The organism is Pseudomonas sichuanensis (genome assembly GCF_024749065.1).
In the GTDB taxonomy this organism is placed as follows: Bacteria; Pseudomonadota; Gammaproteobacteria; order Pseudomonadales; family Pseudomonadaceae; genus Aquipseudomonas; species Aquipseudomonas sichuanensis.
Map to the genome: position 1 here is coordinate 5,762,307 of NZ_CP087185.1, position 16,886 is coordinate 5,779,192.

General features: G+C 63.8%; 15 protein-coding genes. 8 read left to right on the plus strand and 7 right to left on the minus strand.

Annotation, left to right across the window (positions count from 1 at the left end; genetic code table 11):
• Nucleotides 1-342: 342 nt before the first annotated feature.
• From LOY51_RS25880 to LOY51_RS25900, 5 genes are all read right to left on the minus strand, one after another.
• The gene (locus tag LOY51_RS25880; RefSeq protein ID WP_258643662.1) at nucleotides 343-1,128 is read right to left on the minus strand and encodes a MetQ/NlpA family ABC transporter substrate-binding protein; all 786 of its coding nucleotides are present in this window, start codon (nucleotides 1,126-1,128) and stop codon (nucleotides 343-345) included.
• Between the two features lie 182 nt (nucleotides 1,129-1,310).
• Entirely contained in the window at nucleotides 1,311-2,258 is a 948-nt protein-coding gene (locus tag LOY51_RS25885) for a sigma 54-interacting transcriptional regulator (protein WP_258643664.1), read from the minus strand.
• A gap of 63 nt (nucleotides 2,259-2,321) precedes the next feature.
• Nucleotides 2,322-2,903, minus strand: a complete 582-nt coding sequence (locus tag LOY51_RS25890) for an alpha/beta hydrolase (RefSeq protein ID WP_258643665.1) — start codon at nucleotides 2,901-2,903, stop codon at nucleotides 2,322-2,324.
• 186 nt (nucleotides 2,904-3,089) lie between these two features.
• Entirely contained in the window at nucleotides 3,090-3,728 is a 639-nt protein-coding gene (locus tag LOY51_RS25895) for a peroxiredoxin (protein ID WP_125465985.1), read from the minus strand.
• 166 nt (nucleotides 3,729-3,894) lie between these two features.
• The gene (locus tag LOY51_RS25900; protein ID WP_258643667.1) at nucleotides 3,895-5,268 is read right to left on the minus strand and encodes an OprD family outer membrane porin; all 1,374 of its coding nucleotides are present in this window, start codon (nucleotides 5,266-5,268) and stop codon (nucleotides 3,895-3,897) included.
• A gap of 492 nt (nucleotides 5,269-5,760) precedes the next feature.
• Between LOY51_RS25900 and tauA the strand changes: the two genes are divergently transcribed.
• The 4 genes from tauA (at nucleotide 5,761) to tauD (ending at nucleotide 9,374) form a co-directional block, all read left to right on the plus strand.
• Entirely contained in the window at nucleotides 5,761-6,732 is a 972-nt protein-coding gene (gene tauA / locus LOY51_RS25905) for a taurine ABC transporter substrate-binding protein (protein WP_125465987.1), read from the plus strand.
• Between the two features lie 14 nt (nucleotides 6,733-6,746).
• On the plus strand, nucleotides 6,747-7,541 hold the full coding sequence (gene tauB, locus LOY51_RS25910; protein ID WP_258643669.1) for a taurine ABC transporter ATP-binding subunit: 795 nt from the start codon (nucleotides 6,747-6,749) through the stop codon (nucleotides 7,539-7,541).
• A complete protein-coding gene (gene tauC, locus LOY51_RS25915; RefSeq protein ID WP_125465989.1) occupies nucleotides 7,538-8,374 on the plus strand; it encodes a taurine ABC transporter permease TauC in 837 nt (278 codons plus the stop codon). Before tauB ends, tauC begins: the two co-directional genes overlap by 4 nt.
• Before the next feature lie 166 nt (nucleotides 8,375-8,540).
• Nucleotides 8,541-9,374, plus strand: a complete 834-nt coding sequence (gene tauD, locus LOY51_RS25920; RefSeq protein ID WP_258643671.1) for a taurine dioxygenase — start codon at nucleotides 8,541-8,543, stop codon at nucleotides 9,372-9,374.
• A gap of 107 nt (nucleotides 9,375-9,481) precedes the next feature.
• Here tauD and betT read toward each other — a convergent pair whose 3' ends face one another.
• The gene (gene betT, locus LOY51_RS25925) at nucleotides 9,482-11,443 is read right to left on the minus strand and encodes a choline transporter BetT (RefSeq protein WP_167409787.1); all 1,962 of its coding nucleotides are present in this window, start codon (nucleotides 11,441-11,443) and stop codon (nucleotides 9,482-9,484) included.
• A 345-nt stretch (nucleotides 11,444-11,788) separates the two neighbouring features.
• Nucleotides 11,789-12,721, minus strand: a complete 933-nt coding sequence (epsC, locus tag LOY51_RS25930) for a serine O-acetyltransferase EpsC (RefSeq protein WP_258643673.1) — start codon at nucleotides 12,719-12,721, stop codon at nucleotides 11,789-11,791.
• Nucleotides 12,722-13,092: 371 nt separating this feature from the next.
• Between epsC and tcyJ the strand changes: the two genes are divergently transcribed.
• The 4 genes from tcyJ (at nucleotide 13,093) to LOY51_RS25950 (ending at nucleotide 16,856) form a co-directional block, all read left to right on the plus strand.
• Nucleotides 13,093-13,887 (plus strand): cystine ABC transporter substrate-binding protein, encoded by a 795-nt coding sequence (gene tcyJ, locus LOY51_RS25935; protein ID WP_125861007.1) that lies wholly within the window; start codon nucleotides 13,093-13,095, stop codon nucleotides 13,885-13,887.
• Nucleotides 13,884-14,552 (plus strand): cystine ABC transporter permease, encoded by a 669-nt coding sequence (gene tcyL, locus LOY51_RS25940; protein WP_125465993.1) that lies wholly within the window; start codon nucleotides 13,884-13,886, stop codon nucleotides 14,550-14,552. The genes tcyJ and tcyL overlap by 4 nt, the downstream gene beginning before the upstream one ends.
• A gap of 2 nt (nucleotides 14,553-14,554) precedes the next feature.
• The gene (gene tcyN, locus LOY51_RS25945; RefSeq protein ID WP_125465994.1) at nucleotides 14,555-15,316 is read left to right on the plus strand and encodes an L-cystine ABC transporter ATP-binding protein TcyN; all 762 of its coding nucleotides are present in this window, start codon (nucleotides 14,555-14,557) and stop codon (nucleotides 15,314-15,316) included.
• A gap of 298 nt (nucleotides 15,317-15,614) precedes the next feature.
• Nucleotides 15,615-16,856 carry an SfnB family sulfur acquisition oxidoreductase gene (locus tag LOY51_RS25950; protein ID WP_125861009.1) on the plus strand — a complete coding sequence of 414 codons (1,242 nt, stop codon included), beginning with the start codon at nucleotides 15,615-15,617 and terminating at the stop codon, nucleotides 16,854-16,856.
• Nucleotides 16,857-16,886: the final 30 nt, after the last annotated feature.

Sequence of the window (16,886 nt, forward strand, 5' to 3'; positions counted from 1 at the left end):
CAACTTACAAGGACGAGAACGATGAACAGCCCCTGCTCACCTGCTGCGAATGAACAATTGCTGTGGCTGCTGGCCCTGCGCCGGGCGCTGGGTGGCCAACCCTGAACTGTTGGCGATACAGGCACCACGCGGCATGGCACCGGCTTCGCCGGTAATCGCCGGCAAGCCGGCTCCCACATGGATCGTACCGCTCTCCCCAAGGCAAACGATGTACCTGTGGGAGCCGGCTCGCCGGCGATGAGGCCAGAAAACCAACACCAGACAGCTGCTCCCGGCAAAAACAAAAACGCCGACGCAAGATGCGTCGGCGTTTTTCGTTTCAGGCTTGGCTGATGCCGCGTATCAGAACGCCGGCAGTACCGCGCCCTGGTACTTCTGAGCGATGAACGCCTTCACTTCCGGGCTGGTCAGCGCTTTGGCCAGTTTCTGGATGGCCTCGCTGTCCTTGTTGTCCGGGCGGGCCACCAGGAAGTTCACGTACGGCGAGTCGGCACCCTCGATCACCAGGGCATCCTTGGCCGGGTTCAGGCCGGCTTCCAGGGCGTAGTTGGTGTTGATCATGTCCAGGTCGACCTGGTCCAGCACGCGCGGCAGCATGGCCGATTCCAGCTCGCGGAACTTGAGCTTTTTCGGGTTCTCGGCGATGTCTTTCGGGGTCGCCAGGGCGTTCTTCGGGTCTTTCAGGGTGATCAGCCCAGCCTTCTGCAGCAGGAGCAGGGCGCGGCCGCTGTTGCTGCCTTCGTTGGGGATGGCAACGGTGGCGCCTTCCTTCAGCTCGGCCAGGGACTTGACCTTCTTCGAGTAGCCACCGAAGGGTTCGACGTGCACGCCGATGACAGTCTCCAGGTGCGTACCTTTGCCTTCGTTGAAGTTCTGCAGGTACGGCAGGGTCTGGAAGTAGTTGGCGTCCAGGCGCTTCTGGTCGACCTGCACGTTGGGCTGCACGTAGTCGGTGAACACTTTGATCTGCAGGTCGACGCCTTCTTTGGCCAGGGTCGGCTTGATCAGTTCGAGGATTTCAGCGTGGGGTACCGGCGTGGCGGCGACCACCAGTTTGTCGGCGGCAGAGGCCAGGCCTGCAAACGAAAGGGCGGCGGCCAGGGCGGTGGTCAGCAGGGTCTTTTTCATGGCGATCCTTGTTATCGAGCTGGGCCATCGCAGATGGCTACGTCAGGTGCCCACCCGTTCGGGTGGGCGTGAAACGGACGATACCGGGATTTTTTATTCCGGAACAATATCTTTTATTTAGCTGCTTATTCCAAAAACAAATGGCCATCAACGCCTTTACTTATGAGCCGCCAGGCGGTGCTCTAAGGTGCGGGCTCATCCAGCTGCGCCAGGCTTTCGCTCAGCAGCTGGCGCAGGGCCCGGAGGGTCTGCGCCTCGCGGCTGCGGCCCAACTGCCCAAGCTGGCGGGCAAGGCTGGCCAGCGGGGTGGCGTCCGGCAGGTCAAGGTGCTCGGGGAGGATCTCCTCACCGTCGCTGACCAGCAGGGCGAAGTGGATGACGTTCTCCAGCTCGCGGGTATTGCCCGGCCAGGCATGGGCCTCCAGCGCCTGCTGGGCGGCCTCGCTGATCAATGCCAGTGGCCGGTCCAGGCGCACGCTGTAGATACCGACGAAGTACTCGGCCAACGGCAGGATGTCACCGACCCGTTCGCGCAGCGCCGGCAGCTCCAGCTCGCCCTCATGCAGGTAATGGTAGAGCCGCTCGTTGAAACGCCCGGCCTGCACCGCCTTGGCCAGATCGATACTGGAGGCGGCGACCAGGCGCACGTCCACCGGCTGCGGCTGGGCGGCACCGACGCGGGTCACTTCGCGGTTTTCCAGCGCCGCCAGCAACTTGCCCTGGATCGCCAGCGGCAGGTCGGCGATTTCGTCCAGGTACAAGGTGCCGCCATTGGCCGAGCCAAACCAGCCCGCGCGGCTGCTAGCGGTACCGCCCTGGCTACCGGCGCTGTAGCCGAACAGTTCGGCGTCGGCATAGGTCGGGCTGATGGCGGCGCAGTTGACCGAGACGAACAGCCCCGCGCGATCACTGGCGCGGTGAATCTGCCGCGCCAGCAGCTCCTTGCCGGTGCCGGTCTCGCCACGGATCAATACCGGCAGCGGCTGCGGTGCCAGGCGTTCGAGGGCCTGGCGCAGCGCCTGTGAGCGCGGGTCGACGAATACCAGCGCCTTGGCGCGGATGCTCAGCGGGCTCTTGTCCAGTTCGGGGAAGGTCAGCAATGGCTGGCCGAAAGGGGTGTGAAAGCTCATGGAAAACTCCCGCCCCGGTCGCATGCAGCCGGGGCTCAAGGCATTCGTGGAACGGCCGTCGGATCAGGCGCGCCGCAGCGCGCGCTGGTCGATCCGGGCCTGCAGGCGGAAAAGGTAGGCGAAGCCCTGTTCCCAGCGCTCATGGCCGGACTTGACGTTGATATGCCCGGCATTGGCCAGCAGCCCCGCCTCGGCATCCCAGGCGCGCGCCAGGTGCAGGGCCCGTGGCACGCTCACCGCAGGGTCGTTGTCAGAGCTGACCACCTGGCTTGGGAATGGCAGCGCCTGCAACGGGATCGGCGCAAAGTTGCGCAAGGCCGGCGCGCAGTTAGGCCGCTCGACATCGGCCGGCGCCACCAGCAGCGCGCCACGCACCCGCCGCAGCAGGCTCGGGCTGGCTTGGGCGGCCCAGTGGGCGACCGTGATGCAACCCAGGCTGTGGGCAATCAGAATCACCGGCGAGCTTTCGGCGGCGATCGCCTGCTCCAGTGCCTGCACCCAATCGAGCCGCTGCGGGGTGAGCCAGTCCTGCTGCTCGACCCGGGCGCTGTTGGGCAGGCTGCGCTGCCAGTGACTCTGCCAATGGTTGTCTGGCGATCCTTGCCAGCCCGGCACAATCAGGTAACGAATCGACTCATTGCGCATGGGGACGCCTCCGAAAGTTTGCGTGCTTGGGGTGCAAGTATAAGGAGGCAGTTATATCCGTAAAGGAATAAGAAGCTATTTATTAATAACCAAAATCACAGGCCACTAAACGACGCCCATAAAAAAGGGCCGTCGAAACGGCCCAAAATCCCTGCTATGGCTAAGAGCATTACAACGAGGATTCACTTAACGGTTGGGTTGCGGCGTCAGGCGCAGATAAGGTTTCACCGCCCGGTAACCTTTCGGGAAGCGCTGCTTGATTTCGTCCTCGTCCTTGAGCGACGGCACGATCACCACCTCATCACCGTCCTGCCAGTTGGCGGGGGTGGCGACCTTGTGGTTGTCGGTCAGTTGCAGCGAGTCGATAACCCGCAGGATCTCGTTGAAGTTGCGCCCGGTACTGGCCGGGTAGGTGATGGTCAGGCGCACCTTCTTGTTCGGGTCGATGACGAACAGCGAGCGCACCGTGAGGGTGTCGCTGGCGTTGGGGTGGATCAGGTCGTACAGGTCGGACACCTTGCGGTCGGCGTCGGCGATGATCGGGAAGTTGACCACGGTGTTCTGGGTTTCGTTGATGTCATCGATCCAGCGGTGGTGCGAATCGACCGGGTCGACCGACAGGGCGATGGCCTTGACCCCGCGCTTGGCGAAATCATCCTTGAGCTTGGCGGTCAGGCCCAGCTCGGTGGTGCACACCGGGGTGAAGTCGGCCGGGTGGGAGAACAGCACGCCCCAGCTGTTGCCCAGCCATTCGTGGAAACGGATCTTGCCGGCGCTGGAATCCTGTTCGAAATCGGGGGCGATATCGCCGAGTTTGAGGCTCATGGAAGCGGCTCCTGTGCTGTGTCTGGCCTTGATGGGTTCAATGTGCCTGCATTCGAATCAAAATAAAAAGAATAAATATCGATTTATTTATAACCAGAACGCATACGAAATGACAGGCACAAAAAAGCCTCGCACTAGGCGAGGCTTCTTCTGTTGCAGCTACGACTTACATGAAGGCGTAAGTGTAGTTGACGATGAAGCGAGTTTGATCCTGGTCTTTGGTGAACTCGCTGGTCGAACCACCGCTGCCACGGTACACGCCCTGACGCAGGCTGAAGCCCAGGCCCTTGAAGGTACCTTGCTGGATGGTGTAGTCGACGCGAGCGTCACGCTCCCACTCGTTGTAGGTGCCATGTCCGCTCTTGTAGCGAATGTCATCACCGCGCAGGTAGGAAACGGACGCCTTCAAGCCCGGTACGCCCAAGCCCGCGAAGTCATAGGAATACTGACCGAAGTTGGTATTTTCGCCAGCACGGGCGAACTGGTTGATCATGCTGTCGGTGAACAGGTAGAAGCTCGAGCCGCCGGCGCCTTCAGGACGGTTGTTGCCGTCGCGCACAGCGCCCTGGTTCAGCCAGACGAAACCACCGTCGTCGCCGACTTGCTGGCGACCCAGCATGAGCGCGTGGCCGCCGAGGGTGTAGGTGAACATGGCGGACCAGGTCTTGTTGTCGACCTTGCCGGTGTTCTTGGCGTAGCCGCCGTTGTTATCGAAGCCGTAGATGCCAACGTCGCCGTTCTTGCCGTCGCTGCTGCTGTCGAAGTAGCGCAGGTCAGTCTTGAACGATTGGTTGTCAGCGATCTTGAAGACGTGGGTCGCACCGAGGAAGTGCTGCTTGTAGAAGTCTTCCAGGTTCGAGTAGTAGTACTGCAGGGTCAGGTCTGGAGTGAGCTTGTAGTCCAGACCGCCGAAGCGGAACTTGTTGCTGTCGGCGAAGGCGCCGGAGACGGACAGACCGGTACGGTTGCTCGAAGCACGGCCCATGGCATGGGTCAGCTGACCGGCGTTGATGGTCAGGTTGTCGATTTCCTTCGAAGTGATGGTGCCACCTTCAAAGGTCTGCGGAAGCAGACGGCCATCGTTGGCGACCAGGATCGGCAGGTTAGGTGCCAGCGCGCTACCGAAGTGCGCTTCGGTCTTGGAGAAGCGAGCCTTGGCATTGGCACCGACACGTGCCCACTGGCTTACCGAGGAGCCATCGCTGTCGTCTGGGAGGAAGCCAGCCTTGTGGTAGCCCTTGCCACCATCGAGGTGAATACCCCAAACGGCCTGGGCATCGACACCGAAGCCTACGGTGCCTTCAGTGAAGCCGGAGATGTAGTCGAGCTTGAAACCTTGACCGGTTTCACGCTGGTCCGGACGCTTGCCGGGCAGACGAGTCGCGGTTGCCGGAGTGCCGTGCGCTTCGCGGTTGTTGTTGTCGAAATACATGGTGCGCGAGCTCAAGGACACTTTGCTGTCCTCGATGAACCCTGCAGCGCCTGCTTGTTGGGCGAGAACCCCCAGTGCCACGGCCAGGGCCAGGCTGGACTTGTACATGTTTTGCTCCTCTACGTTCTAATTTTTGTGCGTCACCAGCGGCAGGATCTTTTGCCCCACTCGCCCGGGATTGGCGATTTAGCACCAATGCGTGACCGCCAAGTCAATGCTCAACGGTCGATTCGCGACTTTGGTCTAAGCCGTCGTCCTGCGCTACAGGATAATGACAATCCTATAAATCCAAAATGACCGTTTTATGAATCTGTAAGACTTTTACGGAATAACATTGGAACCTTTACTGCGAAAGGTTGTATCGACGCCGTCAATCATACCTTTAGGTTATGTGCAAACGTTTGGCGACCCTCTGCCACTCAGCCCCCCGACCGGAGCCGAAAAAGGCTAGCAGCCCTTTTCCATTCCGCCAGCCGCAGCCCCCGCGCCCTTAAAGCGTTTGGCTCCTAAGCTAATGCAAAAAAGTTATTTATTTCTAATTTCTTAGATCATCTAGTCTTCTCGCCATCCATAACCCAATTGCCTGACGAGAGGTTCACCATGATCCCGCATGCCCCGCTGCGCCTGTTCGCTGCCCTGACCCTCGCCGGCACCAGCTGGCTGGCCCAGGCCGCCGACCTGACCGTCGCCTACCAGACCACCGTCGACCCGGCCAAGGTGGCCCAGGTGGACGGCGACTACGAGAAAGCCAGCAAGGCCAGCATCGACTGGCGCAAGTTCGACAACGGCGCCGACGTGATCACCGCAGTGGCCAGCGGCGACGTGCAGATCGGTTACCTCGGCTCGAGCCCCCTGGCCGCCGCCGCCACCCGCAAGCTGCCGGTCGAGACCTTCCTGATCGCCACCCAAATTGGTGCCGGCGAGGCGCTGGTCGCCCGTGACAGCATCAAGACCCCGCAGGACCTGGTGGGCAAGAAAGTCGCCGTGCCGTTCGTCTCCACCGGCCACTACAGCCTGCTGGCCGCGCTCAAGAGCTGGAACATCGACCCCACCAAGGTACAGATCCTCAACCTGGCGCCGCCGGCGATCATCGCCGCCTGGAAGCGCGGCGACATCGACGCCACCTACGTCTGGGACCCGGCACTGGGCGTGGCCAAGGAAAACGGCAAGGTGCTGATCACCTCCGGCGAGCTGGCCGAAAAAGGCGCGCCGACCTTCGACGCCTGGATCGTGCGCAAGGACTTCGCCGCCAAGCACCCAGACATCGTCAAGTCGTTCGCCAAGGTGACCCTCGACGCCTATGCCGACTACCGCAAAGACCCGAAAGCCTGGCTGGCCAACCCGGACAACGTCGCCAAGCTGGTCAAGCTGTCGGGTGCCAAGGCGGCGGATATCCCGGTACTGCTGCAAGGCAACGTCTACCCGCTGGCGGACGACCAGGCCAATGCCCTCGGCGCACCGACCACCCAGGCGCTGACCGACACCGCCACCTTCCTCAAGCAACAAGGCAAGGTCGATGCGGTACTGCCGGACTACTCGCCCTACGTCAGCAAGCAATACCTGCCCAACTAAGACCGGAGCCCGTCATGGCCTTGCTTGAACTGGAGCGCATCAGCGCACAGTACCCCGGCGCCAGCACCCCGGTGCTGGCCGACATCAACCTGAGCCTGGGCCCACGCCAGCTGCTGGTGGCCCTTGGGCCATCCGGCAGCGGCAAGACCTCGCTGCTCAACCTGATCGCCGGTTTCGTCGCCCCCAGCGCCGGGCGCATCACCCTTGATGGTGCCGCGGTGCAAGGGCCAGGCGCCGAGCGTGGCGTGGTGTTCCAGGACGACGCCCTGCTGCCGTGGCAGGACGTGCTGGCCAATGTCGCCTTCGGCCTGCAACTGGCCGGTGTACCCCGCGCGCAGCGTGAGGCCAAGGCCCGCGAGATGCTGGCGCTGGTCGACCTGGCCGGCTTCGGCGAGCGGCACATCTGGCAGTTGTCCGGCGGCCAGAAGCAACGCGTGGGCCTGGCCCGGGCGTTGGCCGCCGACCCTCGGGTGCTGCTGATGGACGAGCCATTCGGCGCCCTCGACGCCTTCACCCGCGAACAGATGCAGGAGCTGCTGCTGCAGGTCTGGCAGCGCACCGCCAAGCCGGTGTTCCTGATCACCCACGACATCGAAGAGGCAGTGTTCCTGGCCACCGAGCTGGTACTGCTGGCGCCCAACCCTGGGCGCGTGGTCGAACGCCTGCAACTGGACTTCGGCCAGCGCTACGCCGCTGGCGAACCAGCCCGGGCGATCAAGTCCGACCCACGCTTCATCGAAACCCGCGAGCACGTGCTGGCGCGGGTGTTCTCACAACGCGAAAGCGCCCGCCGAGAGGAGTCTGCATGAGCAGCCTGGACCTGCCTGTCGCGGCCAAACGTGACGCCAAACCTGCCCCTGGCAAAACCCGCCAGCCCCTTTCCACCCGCTGGATCAGCACCCTGACCCTGGCCACCCTGCTGCTGGCCTGGTGGCTGGTGACGGCTGCCGGCTGGGTCGAGCCGCTGTTCCTGCCGCCGCCCGCCGACATCCTGGCCAAGGCCTGGACCCTGCTCACCCAGGGCTACATGGACGCCAGCCTGTGGCAGCACCTGGGTGCCAGCCTCGGCCGCATCGGCCTGGCGCTGGCGGCTGCGACCCTGACCGCCATCCCGGTCGGCCTGGCCATCGGTTACAACCGCGTGGCCCGCGGCATCCTCGACCCATTGATCGAGTTCTACCGGCCGATCCCGCCGCTGGCCTACCTGCCATTGATCGTGATCTGGTGCGGCATCGGCGAGCTGTCCAAGGTGCTGCTGATCTACCTGGCGATCTTCGCCCCGATCGCCATCGCCACCGCCACCGGCGTGCGCACCGTCGACCCGACCAAGCTGCGCGCCGCGCAATCGCTGGGCGCGACCAAGGCCCAGCTGATCCGCCACGTGATCCTGCCCAGCGCCCTGCCCGACATCCTCACCGGCGTGCGCATCGGCCTGGGCGTGGGCTGGTCGACCCTGGTCGCCGCCGAGCTGATCGCCGCCACCAGCGGCCTGGGCTTCATGGTGCAGTCGGCGGCGCAGTTCCTGGTGACCGATGTGGTGGTGCTGGGGATCCTGTTGATCGCCCTGATCGCCTTCGCACTGGAGATGGGCCTGCGCGCCCTACAACGCAAGCTGGTGCCCTGGCACGGGCAGAGCCATTGACCCCAAAGATCGCAACTGTGGGAGCGGGTTTACCCGCGAAGCAGGCGCCACGGTGGATGGCACCGGCTTCGCCGGTGTTCGCGGGTAAACCCGCTCCCACAGGTCCGCGCCATATCAGAAAAGACTGCCCCCGCCCCTGGGATACGACATCCAAGCGAGACCAACCATGAGCCTGACCATCACCCCTCTCAGCCCGGCCCTGGGCGCGCAGATCAGCGGCGTCGACATCAGCCGCGATATCACCAAAGAACAGCGCGACGCCATCGAGCAGGCGCTGCTCGAGCACCAGGTGCTGTTCTTCCGCGACCAGCCGATCAACCCCGAACAACAGGCGCGCTTCGCCGCCCGCTTCGGCGACCTGCACATCCACCCGATCTACCCCAACGTGCCAGAAACCCCGCAGGTGCTGATCCTCGACACCGCCGTGACCGACGTGCGCGACAACGCCGTGTGGCACACCGACGTGACCTTCCTGCCAACCCCGGCACTGGGCGCGGTGCTCAGCGCCAAGCAGCTGCCGGCCTACGGTGGCGACACCTTGTGGGCCAGTGGCATTGCCGCCTTCGAGGCACTGTCGGCGCCGTTGCGCGCGATGCTCGACAGCCTGACCGCCACCCATGACTTCACCAAATCCTTCCCACTGGAGCGCTTCGGCACCACCCCCGAAGACCTGGCGCGCTGGGAAACCACCCGGCGCAACAACCCGCCGCTGTCGCACCCAGTGGTGCGCACCCACCCGGTCAGCGGGCGCAAGGCGCTGTTCGTCAACGAAGGGTTCACCACGCGCATCAACGAGCTGAACGAGTATGAAAGCGAGGCGCTGCTCAAGCTGCTGTTCGCCCATGCGACGCGGCCGGAGTTCAGCATTCGCTGGCGTTGGCAGGAGAACGACGTGGCGTTCTGGGATAACCGCGTGACCCAGCATTTTGCGGTGGATGACTACCGGCCCAATCGGCGGGTGATGCACCGGGCGACCATCCTGGGGGATGCGCCGTTCTGACAGATAGGCTTTGCCAGTCCCAATGCATTCGCGGGTAAACCCGCTCCCACAGGCGCTGCGCAGAACCCTGTGGGAGCGGGTTCACCCGCGAAGAGGCCGGTACAGGTCTACCTCACCAGATGCAGGTACTGCATGTGCCGCTCGTACTGGTCGAGGATGTCGTTGATGATCTGCTCCTTGCTGTAGCCCACCAGGTCGTAGTTCTGGCTGCCCTCGCTCAGGTGCACCTCGGCCCGGTAATAACGGCGGTTCTTCAAGTCCTGCGTACCCAGCCCACCGAGGGCGAACGACGGTGTGAAGTACCCACGCATCTGCACCTGGTAGATGAACGGCTGCTCATCGCCATGGCCGATCTTCAGGCTGACGTTGTCATGGCTCGGGTCGTCCTGGGTGATCAGCACCAGGCCCTTCTGCTCGAACACCTCGCGTACCTCGGCAATCGCCGGGCGCACCACGTCGTCCATGAAGCGGTACACCTCGTCACGCGACGGGAAATGCACGGCCTGGCTCAGGCGCTGGCGCCAGCCGCCACGGCCGCGCCGCGACTGGGCGAACGGGGCCAGCGAATGCATCTGCGCGATCTGCCGCTGGCTCTCCAGGTAGAAGGCCTTGTGCAGCCCCCACATCATGCACAACAGGATCAGCGAGAACGGCAGCGAGGTCAGCACCACCGCAGACTTGAGCGAGTCGATGCTGCCGGCGAACAGCAGGGCACTGGTGATCAGCGCAGTCATCGCCCCCCAGAAGATCCGCAGCCAGTTCGGCCCGTCTTCGTCAGCGCCGCCGCCCTTGGCCGACAGCGTCGACAGCACCACCGTGCCGGAGTCGGCCGAGGTGACGAAGAACACGAAGCTGATGAACACCGTCACGGCGATCACCGTCTTGCTCCACGGGTAGGTTTCCAGCAGCAGGTACAGGCTCATCGACGGGTTATCCAGTGCCGACTGGCCCAGCGCGGTCATGCCGTGGTTGATCACCTGGTCCAGCGCGCTGTTGCCGAAGATCGACATCCACGCCAGGGTGAAGCCCAGCGGGATCAGCAGCACGCCGAAGACGAACTCGCGGATGGTGCGGCCGCGCGAAATACGCGCGATGAACAGGCCCACGAACGGCGCCCAGGCAATCCACCAGGCCCAGTAGAACACCGTCCAGCCACCCAGCCAGTCACGGTTTTCACCATAGGCGTACACGTCGAAACTCTTGCGAGGCAAGGCGCCGAGGTAGTCGCCGAGGTTCTGGATCAGGGTGTTGAACAGGTGCTGGGTGGGCCCGGCGAACAGCACGAACAGCAGCAGCGCGCAGGCCAGGAACAGGTTGATGTCGCTCATCACCCGCACGCCCTTCTCCACCCCGGCGACCGCCACGGCCACCGCCGCGCCCATCATCAGGGTGATCAGCAGCACCTGCACCCACTGGCTGTGGCTGATGCCGAACAGGTAGTCGAGCCCGGCGTTCAGGTGCAGCACGCCGAAGCCCATGTCGGCCCCCAGGCCGAACACCGTGGCGATGATGCCGAAGCCGTCCACCGCGTAGCCGATCGGGCCGTTGATGCGCTTGCCGATCAGTGGGTACAGCGCCGAACGCAGCGCCAGCGGCAGGTTGTGGCGATAGGCGAAGTAGGCCAGCGCCATGCCGACGAAAGCGAACACGCCCCAGCCATGCAGGCCCCAGTGCAGGAACAGGATCTGCATCGCCTGGCGCCCGGCCTCGGCCGTGCCCGCCTCGCCCTGGGGCGGCTGGAGCATGTGGGTCAGGGGTTCGGAAACACAGAAGAAGAACAGCGTGATGCTGATGCCGGCGGCGAACAGCATGCCCGCCCAGGACAGGTAGCTGAACTCGGGTTCGTCGTGGTCGGCGCCGAGCTTGATCTTGCCGTAGCCGGACACCGCGGTGACCACCACGAACACCAGGTACAGGGTCATGGCCAGCATGTAGTACCAGCCGACGGTGTTGGCCGCCCAGTTCTGCGCCGCCAGCAGCCATTCACCGGCCGCTTGCGGCATGGCGATGACCACCAGGCCGAACAGCAGGATGAAACTGGCCGCGAAGTAGAACACCGGGGGGTTCATGCGGATCTTGCCATTGGCAAGGGAAGGCGTTGGTGCACTCATCGGGCGTGCACCTCGTCAAAGGACGTGAGGTTCGGATTGTACGGGTTCAGCAAAGGAATCCTCCTGTTGAACACCGGCAATGGACCAGCGTTTTTCATTGAACAAGCGTTCAAGTTAAACATGGATCGGATTTCAATGCGACCCGATGCCGCTGGGCAGGAAATCGGCGCTGCCCTCTTCGCGGGTAAACCCGCTCCCACAGAGACCGCACATTTCTCGCCTTGAGCGACATCCTGTGGGAGCGGCGGTGCGCCGATGCGATTTACCCGCGAAGAGGCCGGCACAGGCGACCCACAACTCCGATCAGTTCTTGTCCTGGCAATCCAACTGCAAGTTGGCCTGGGTGATGTTGCTGTCGGCCGGCACGCTGCGGGTCAGCCACACGTTGCCGCCAATGGTCGAGCCCTTGCCGATGGTGATACGCCCAAGAATGGTCGCCCCGGCATAGATCACCACGTCGTCCTCGACGATCGGGTGGCGCGCCAGGCCTTTGTGCAGGGTCCCCGACTCGTCGCTGGGGAAGCGCTTGGCGCCCAGGGTTACCGCCTGGTAAATGCGCACCCGTTCGCCAATGATCGCCGTCTCGCCGATGACCACGCCGGTGCCGTGGTCGATGAAGAAACTCGGGCCGATCTGCGCACCGGGGTGGATGTCGATGCCGGTGGCCGAGTGCGCCAGCTCCGAGCTGATCCGCGCCAGCAGCGGCAAGCCAGCCTGGTACAGGTGATGGGCCAGGCGGTGGTGGATGATCGCCAGGATGCCCGGGTAACACAGCAGCACCTCGTCGACGCTGCGCGCCGCCGGATCACCGTGGTAGGCGGCCAGCACATCGGTGTCGAGCAGCACGCGCAAGGCCGGCAGGGCGGCGGCGAAATCCTGGATCAGGCGCAGGGCGTGGGCGTCGACGTCGGTGACGTCGGTCTTGCCATGGCGCGCCGCGTAACGCAGTTCCAGGCGAGCCTGGGTCAGCAGCGCGGTCAGTGCGGCGTCGAGGGTATGGCCGACGTAGAAGTCCTCGCTTTCTTCGCGCAGATCCACCGGGCCCAGGCGCATGGGAAACAGCGCGCCGCACAGTTGCTCGAGGATCTGGCGCAGCGCCTCGCGCGACGGCAGCTCGCGGCCACCCTGCTCGCCGCTGCTGCGGCCATTGCTGCTGCGCCATTGCTCACGGGCGCTGCGCAGGCCGCTGACGATGCCCTGCAGTTGCCAATGGGCTGTTGATGGTTGTTCGCTCACGGTGATCTCCTGGCGGGGCATTTCTCTTCTTGTTCATCAGTGCTGGCTGCTTCGCGGGTAAACCCGCTCCCACAGAGATTGTGTGGTACCTGTGGGAGCGGGTTTACCCGCGAAGGGGCCAGCACCGACTGAATGCCATCAACGATACGACAAATCCCCCCCTTGGAAAAAACAACGCTTTATTCCATCCTGCGCTAAGTCAGGCATAAGCAACGCTGACGGGGTGTCCATTCGTGGCTACCCTCAACCCTGCCATGGGATGGCAATGTGCAGCCATGGAATAACAACCGGCTTTTTTATTATTTCCAGGCCTATACGGCCCAGCTTTATATTTGCCACCCACTACTTCCACAACAAGCGCGGGGCCACACATGTCCAAATTCGCCAAACCCCTTCTCAATGCCAGCCTGGCGCTGCTGCTCGGCGCCGGCCTGCTCGGCCAGGCCTTCGCCGGCGAGCAACTGAAGACCATCCAGGAAAAAGGCGTGATCAACGTCGGCCTGGAAGGCACCTACCCTCCGTTCAGCTTCCAGGATGAGAACGGCAAGCTGGCCGGCTTCGAAGTGGAACTGTCGGAACTGCTGGCCAAGGAGCTGGGGGTCAAGGTCAAGCTGCAGCCGACCAAGTGGGACGGCATCCTCGCCGCGCTGGAGTCCAAACGTCTGGACGTGGTGATCAACCAGGTGACCATCTCCGAAGAGCGCAAGAAGAAGTACGACTTCACCGAGCCCTACACCGTCTCCGGTATCCAGGCGCTGATCCTGAAGAAGAAAGCCGAAACCCTGAACATCAAGACCGCGCAAGACCTGGCCGGCAAGAAGGTCGGCGTGGGCCTGGGCACCAACTACGAGCAATGGGTCAAGCAGGACGTGCCGAAAGCCGAAGTACGCACCTATGAAGACGACCCGAGCAAGTTCGCCGACCTGCGCAACGGCCGCATCGACGCCATCCTGATCGACCGCCTGGCCGCGCTGGAGTACGCGCAGAAAGCCAAGGACACCCAGCTCGCCGGCGACGCCTTCTCGCGCCTGGAAAGCGGCGTGGCCCTGCGCAAGGGTGAGCCCGAGCTGCTGGCCGCACTCAACAAGGCCATCGACAAGCTCAAGGCTGACGGCACCCTGGCCAAGCTGTCCGAGAAATACTTCGGTGCCGATGTCACCAAATGATTGCTGAAAGCCTGCAACTCGTTGCCGATTCCACGCCCTTCCTGTTGAAGGGCGCTGGCTACACGGTGCTGCTCAGTGTCGGCGGCATGTTCTTCGGCCTGGTGCTGGGCTTTGCCCTGGCACTGATGCGCCTGTCGAAGATCCTGCCGCTGGACTGGCTGGCACGCATCTACGTCTCGTTCTTCCGTGGCACGCCGCTGCTGGTACAGCTGTTCGTGATCTATTTCGGCATGCCGCAGATCGGTATCGAGCTCGACCCGATCCCGGCCTCGCTGATCGGTCTGTCGCTGAACATGGCGGCGTACATCTGCGAAATCCTGCGTGCGGCGATCTCCTCGATCGACCGTGGCCAGTGGGAGGCCGCTGCCTCCATCGGCATGACCCGCACCCAGGCCATGCGCCGGGCGATCCTGCCGCAGGCGCTGCGCACCGCGCTGCCGCCGCTGGGTAACAGTTTCATCTCGCTGGTCAAGGACACCGCCCTGGCGGCGACCATCCAGGTGCCCGAGCTGTTCCGTCAGGCGCAGCTGATCACTGCCCGCACCTTCGAAGTGTTCACCATGTACCTGGCGGTTGCGCTGATCTACTGGATCCTCTGCAGCATCCTCGCGCACTTCCAGAACCGCATGGAAGCGCGGGTCAACCAGCACGACCAGGAGCACTGACGATGATCGTAGTAGAAGGCCTGACCAAGCGGTTCAAGGGCCAGACCGTGCTCAACGGCATCGACCTCACCGTACAACCGGGCGAAGTGGTGGCCATCATCGGCCCCAGCGGCTCGGGCAAGACCACCTTCCTGCGCTGCCTCAACCTGCTGGAAACGCCCGACGCAGGGCGCATCCAGATCGGCGATATCAGCATCGACGCCAACCGCCCCCTGGGTGGCCAGCAAAGCGCGATTCGCCGCCTGCGCCAGCAGGCCGGCTTCGTGTTCCAGAACTTCAACCTGTTCCCTCACCGCACCGCGCTGGACAACGTCATCGAAGGGCCGGTGATCGTCAAGAAGACCCCTCGGGACAAGGCCATCGAGTTGGGCAAGCGCCTGCTGGCCAAGGTCGGCCTGGCCGGCAAGGAAGACGCCTACCCCCGGCGCCTGTCCGGTGGCCAGCAGCAGCGGGTGGCCATTGCCCGCGCCCTGGCCATGGAACCGGAGGTGATCCTGTTCGACGAGCCCACCTCGGCGCTCGACCCTGAACTGGTGGGTGAAGTGCTGGCGACCATCCGCGGCCTGGCCGAGGAAAAGCGCACCATGATCATCGTCACCCACGAGATGAGCTTTGCCCGCGATGTGGCCAACCGGGTGATCTTCTTCGACAAGGGCGTGATCGTCGAGCAGGGTGAGGCCAAGGCGCTGTTCGCCAACCCCAGAGAGGAGCGTACGCGGCAGTTCTTGCGCAAGTTCCTCGGCACGACTGCCGCACAGGATTGATCCACCGCAATCGCGGGGCAAGCCCGCTCCCACGCTTACTCTCAGGTATGGCGTGGGAGCGGGCTTGCCCCGCGATTTTTTTCGACCCTTGAGTTCTTCTATTGATATTCCCAAACGTTAGTTCATAAAGGTTTTACAAACGAATAGGGTATATAGACCGGACCACCGGACCAGCAAACGTCTGCCGACCTCACCCCGAGGCGGCACAGTCAACTTTTGTGAGGTAAGGAATGGTCAGGATCACAATCACCCCAGTGGCCAACGCCAGGGCATTGAGTGCAGCCAAGGAGCGGCACTGATGTCCAGCCAGCCAACTACCCAATCGCACAGCGACACCGACAGCTCGCCCCTGCTGCTGCCCGCCAAGGTGCTGCAGAGCGACCAGGAGGCCCTGCAGGCCGCCCGTGAACTGGCCGACCTGGCCCGCCACAACGCCGCCAGCCGCGACCAGCAGCGCAAGCTGCCGTGGGCCGAGATCGAACAGTTCACCCGCAGCGGCCTGGGCAGCATCAGCATCCCCAAGGCCTACGGCGGGCCGGAAGTATCGTTCGTGACCATCGCCGAAGTGTTCCGCCTGATCAGCGCCGCAGACCCTGCGCTGGGGCAGATCCCGCAGAACCAGTTCGGCATCCTGCAACTGGTGCGCCTGACCGCCACCGAGGCGCAGAAGCAGCGGATTTTCCGCGCCGTGCTCGACGGCTGGCGCATCGGCAATGCCGGGCCGGAGCGCGGCACCAAGGACACCCTGACGCTCAAGGCGCGCATCACCCGCAAGGGCGACGACTTCAGCATCAGCGGCGAAAAGTTCTACTCCACCGGCGCCCTGTACGCCCACTGGGTGGCGGTCAAGGCGCTGGACGACGAAGGCCGCCAGCGCCTGGCGTTCGTGCGCCGTGGCAGCCGCGGCCTGCGCATCATCGACGACTGGTCGGGCTTTGGCCAACGCACCACCGCCAGCGGCACCGTGCTGCTGGAACAGGTGCCGGTGGACGCCGACCTGGTTGTGGATAACTGGCGCCAGCGCGATGTACCGAACATCCAGGGCGCAGCCTCGCAACTGATCCAGGCGGCCATCGACGCCGGTATCGCCGAAGCGGCGATCGAGGACGCGATCACTTTCGTGCGCGAGAAGTCGCGGCCGTGGATCGAAGCCAAGGTCGAGCGCAACAGCGACGACCCTTATGTGATCGCCGACATCGGCCGCCTGAAGCTCGACCTGCATGCCGCCGAAGCGCTGCTGCGCCGGGCCGCCAAGGTGCTCGATGAAGTCAACGCCGGCCCCATCGACGATGCCGCTGCTGCGCGGGCCTCGATCGCGGTGGCCGAGGCCAAGGTGCTCACCACCGAGATCTCGCTGCAGGCCAGCGAGAAGCTGTTCGAGCTGGCCGGCAGCCGCGCAAGCCTGGCCGAGTACAACCTCGACCGGCACTGGCGCAATGCCCGGGTGCACACCCTGCACGACCCGGTGCGCTGGAAGTACCACGCGGTCGGCGCCTACTACCTCAACGGCACCCTGCCAGCCCGCCATTCCTGGATCTGATTTTCGGCCCATCGCGGGGCAAGCCCGCTC

Excerpts from the sequence above, each read along its gene's own strand:
- LOY51_RS25880 (WP_258643662.1), bottom strand. The coding sequence starts at position 1,128 with ATGAAAAAGACCCTGCTGACCACCGCCCTGGCCGCCGCCCTTTCGTTT.
- LOY51_RS25885 (WP_258643664.1), bottom strand. The coding sequence starts at position 2,258 with ATGAGCTTTCACACCCCTTTCGGCCAGCCATTGCTGACCTTCCCCGAA.
- LOY51_RS25890 (WP_258643665.1), bottom strand. The coding sequence starts at position 2,903 with ATGCGCAATGAGTCGATTCGTTACCTGATTGTGCCGGGCTGGCAAGGA.
- LOY51_RS25895 (WP_125465985.1), bottom strand. The coding sequence starts at position 3,728 with ATGAGCCTCAAACTCGGCGATATCGCCCCCGATTTCGAACAGGATTCC.
- LOY51_RS25900 (WP_258643667.1), bottom strand. The coding sequence starts at position 5,268 with ATGTACAAGTCCAGCCTGGCCCTGGCCGTGGCACTGGGGGTTCTCGCC.
- tauA (WP_125465987.1), top strand. The coding sequence starts at position 5,761 with ATGATCCCGCATGCCCCGCTGCGCCTGTTCGCTGCCCTGACCCTCGCC.
- tauB (WP_258643669.1), top strand. The coding sequence starts at position 6,747 with ATGGCCTTGCTTGAACTGGAGCGCATCAGCGCACAGTACCCCGGCGCC.
- tauC (WP_125465989.1), top strand. The coding sequence starts at position 7,538 with ATGAGCAGCCTGGACCTGCCTGTCGCGGCCAAACGTGACGCCAAACCT.
- tauD (WP_258643671.1), top strand. The coding sequence starts at position 8,541 with ATGAGCCTGACCATCACCCCTCTCAGCCCGGCCCTGGGCGCGCAGATC.
- betT (WP_167409787.1), bottom strand. The coding sequence starts at position 11,443 with ATGAACCCCCCGGTGTTCTACTTCGCGGCCAGTTTCATCCTGCTGTTC.
- tcyJ (WP_125861007.1), top strand. The coding sequence starts at position 13,093 with ATGTCCAAATTCGCCAAACCCCTTCTCAATGCCAGCCTGGCGCTGCTG.
- tcyL (WP_125465993.1), top strand. The coding sequence starts at position 13,884 with ATGATTGCTGAAAGCCTGCAACTCGTTGCCGATTCCACGCCCTTCCTG.
- tcyN (WP_125465994.1), top strand. The coding sequence starts at position 14,555 with ATGATCGTAGTAGAAGGCCTGACCAAGCGGTTCAAGGGCCAGACCGTG.
- LOY51_RS25950 (WP_125861009.1), top strand. The coding sequence starts at position 15,615 with ATGTCCAGCCAGCCAACTACCCAATCGCACAGCGACACCGACAGCTCG.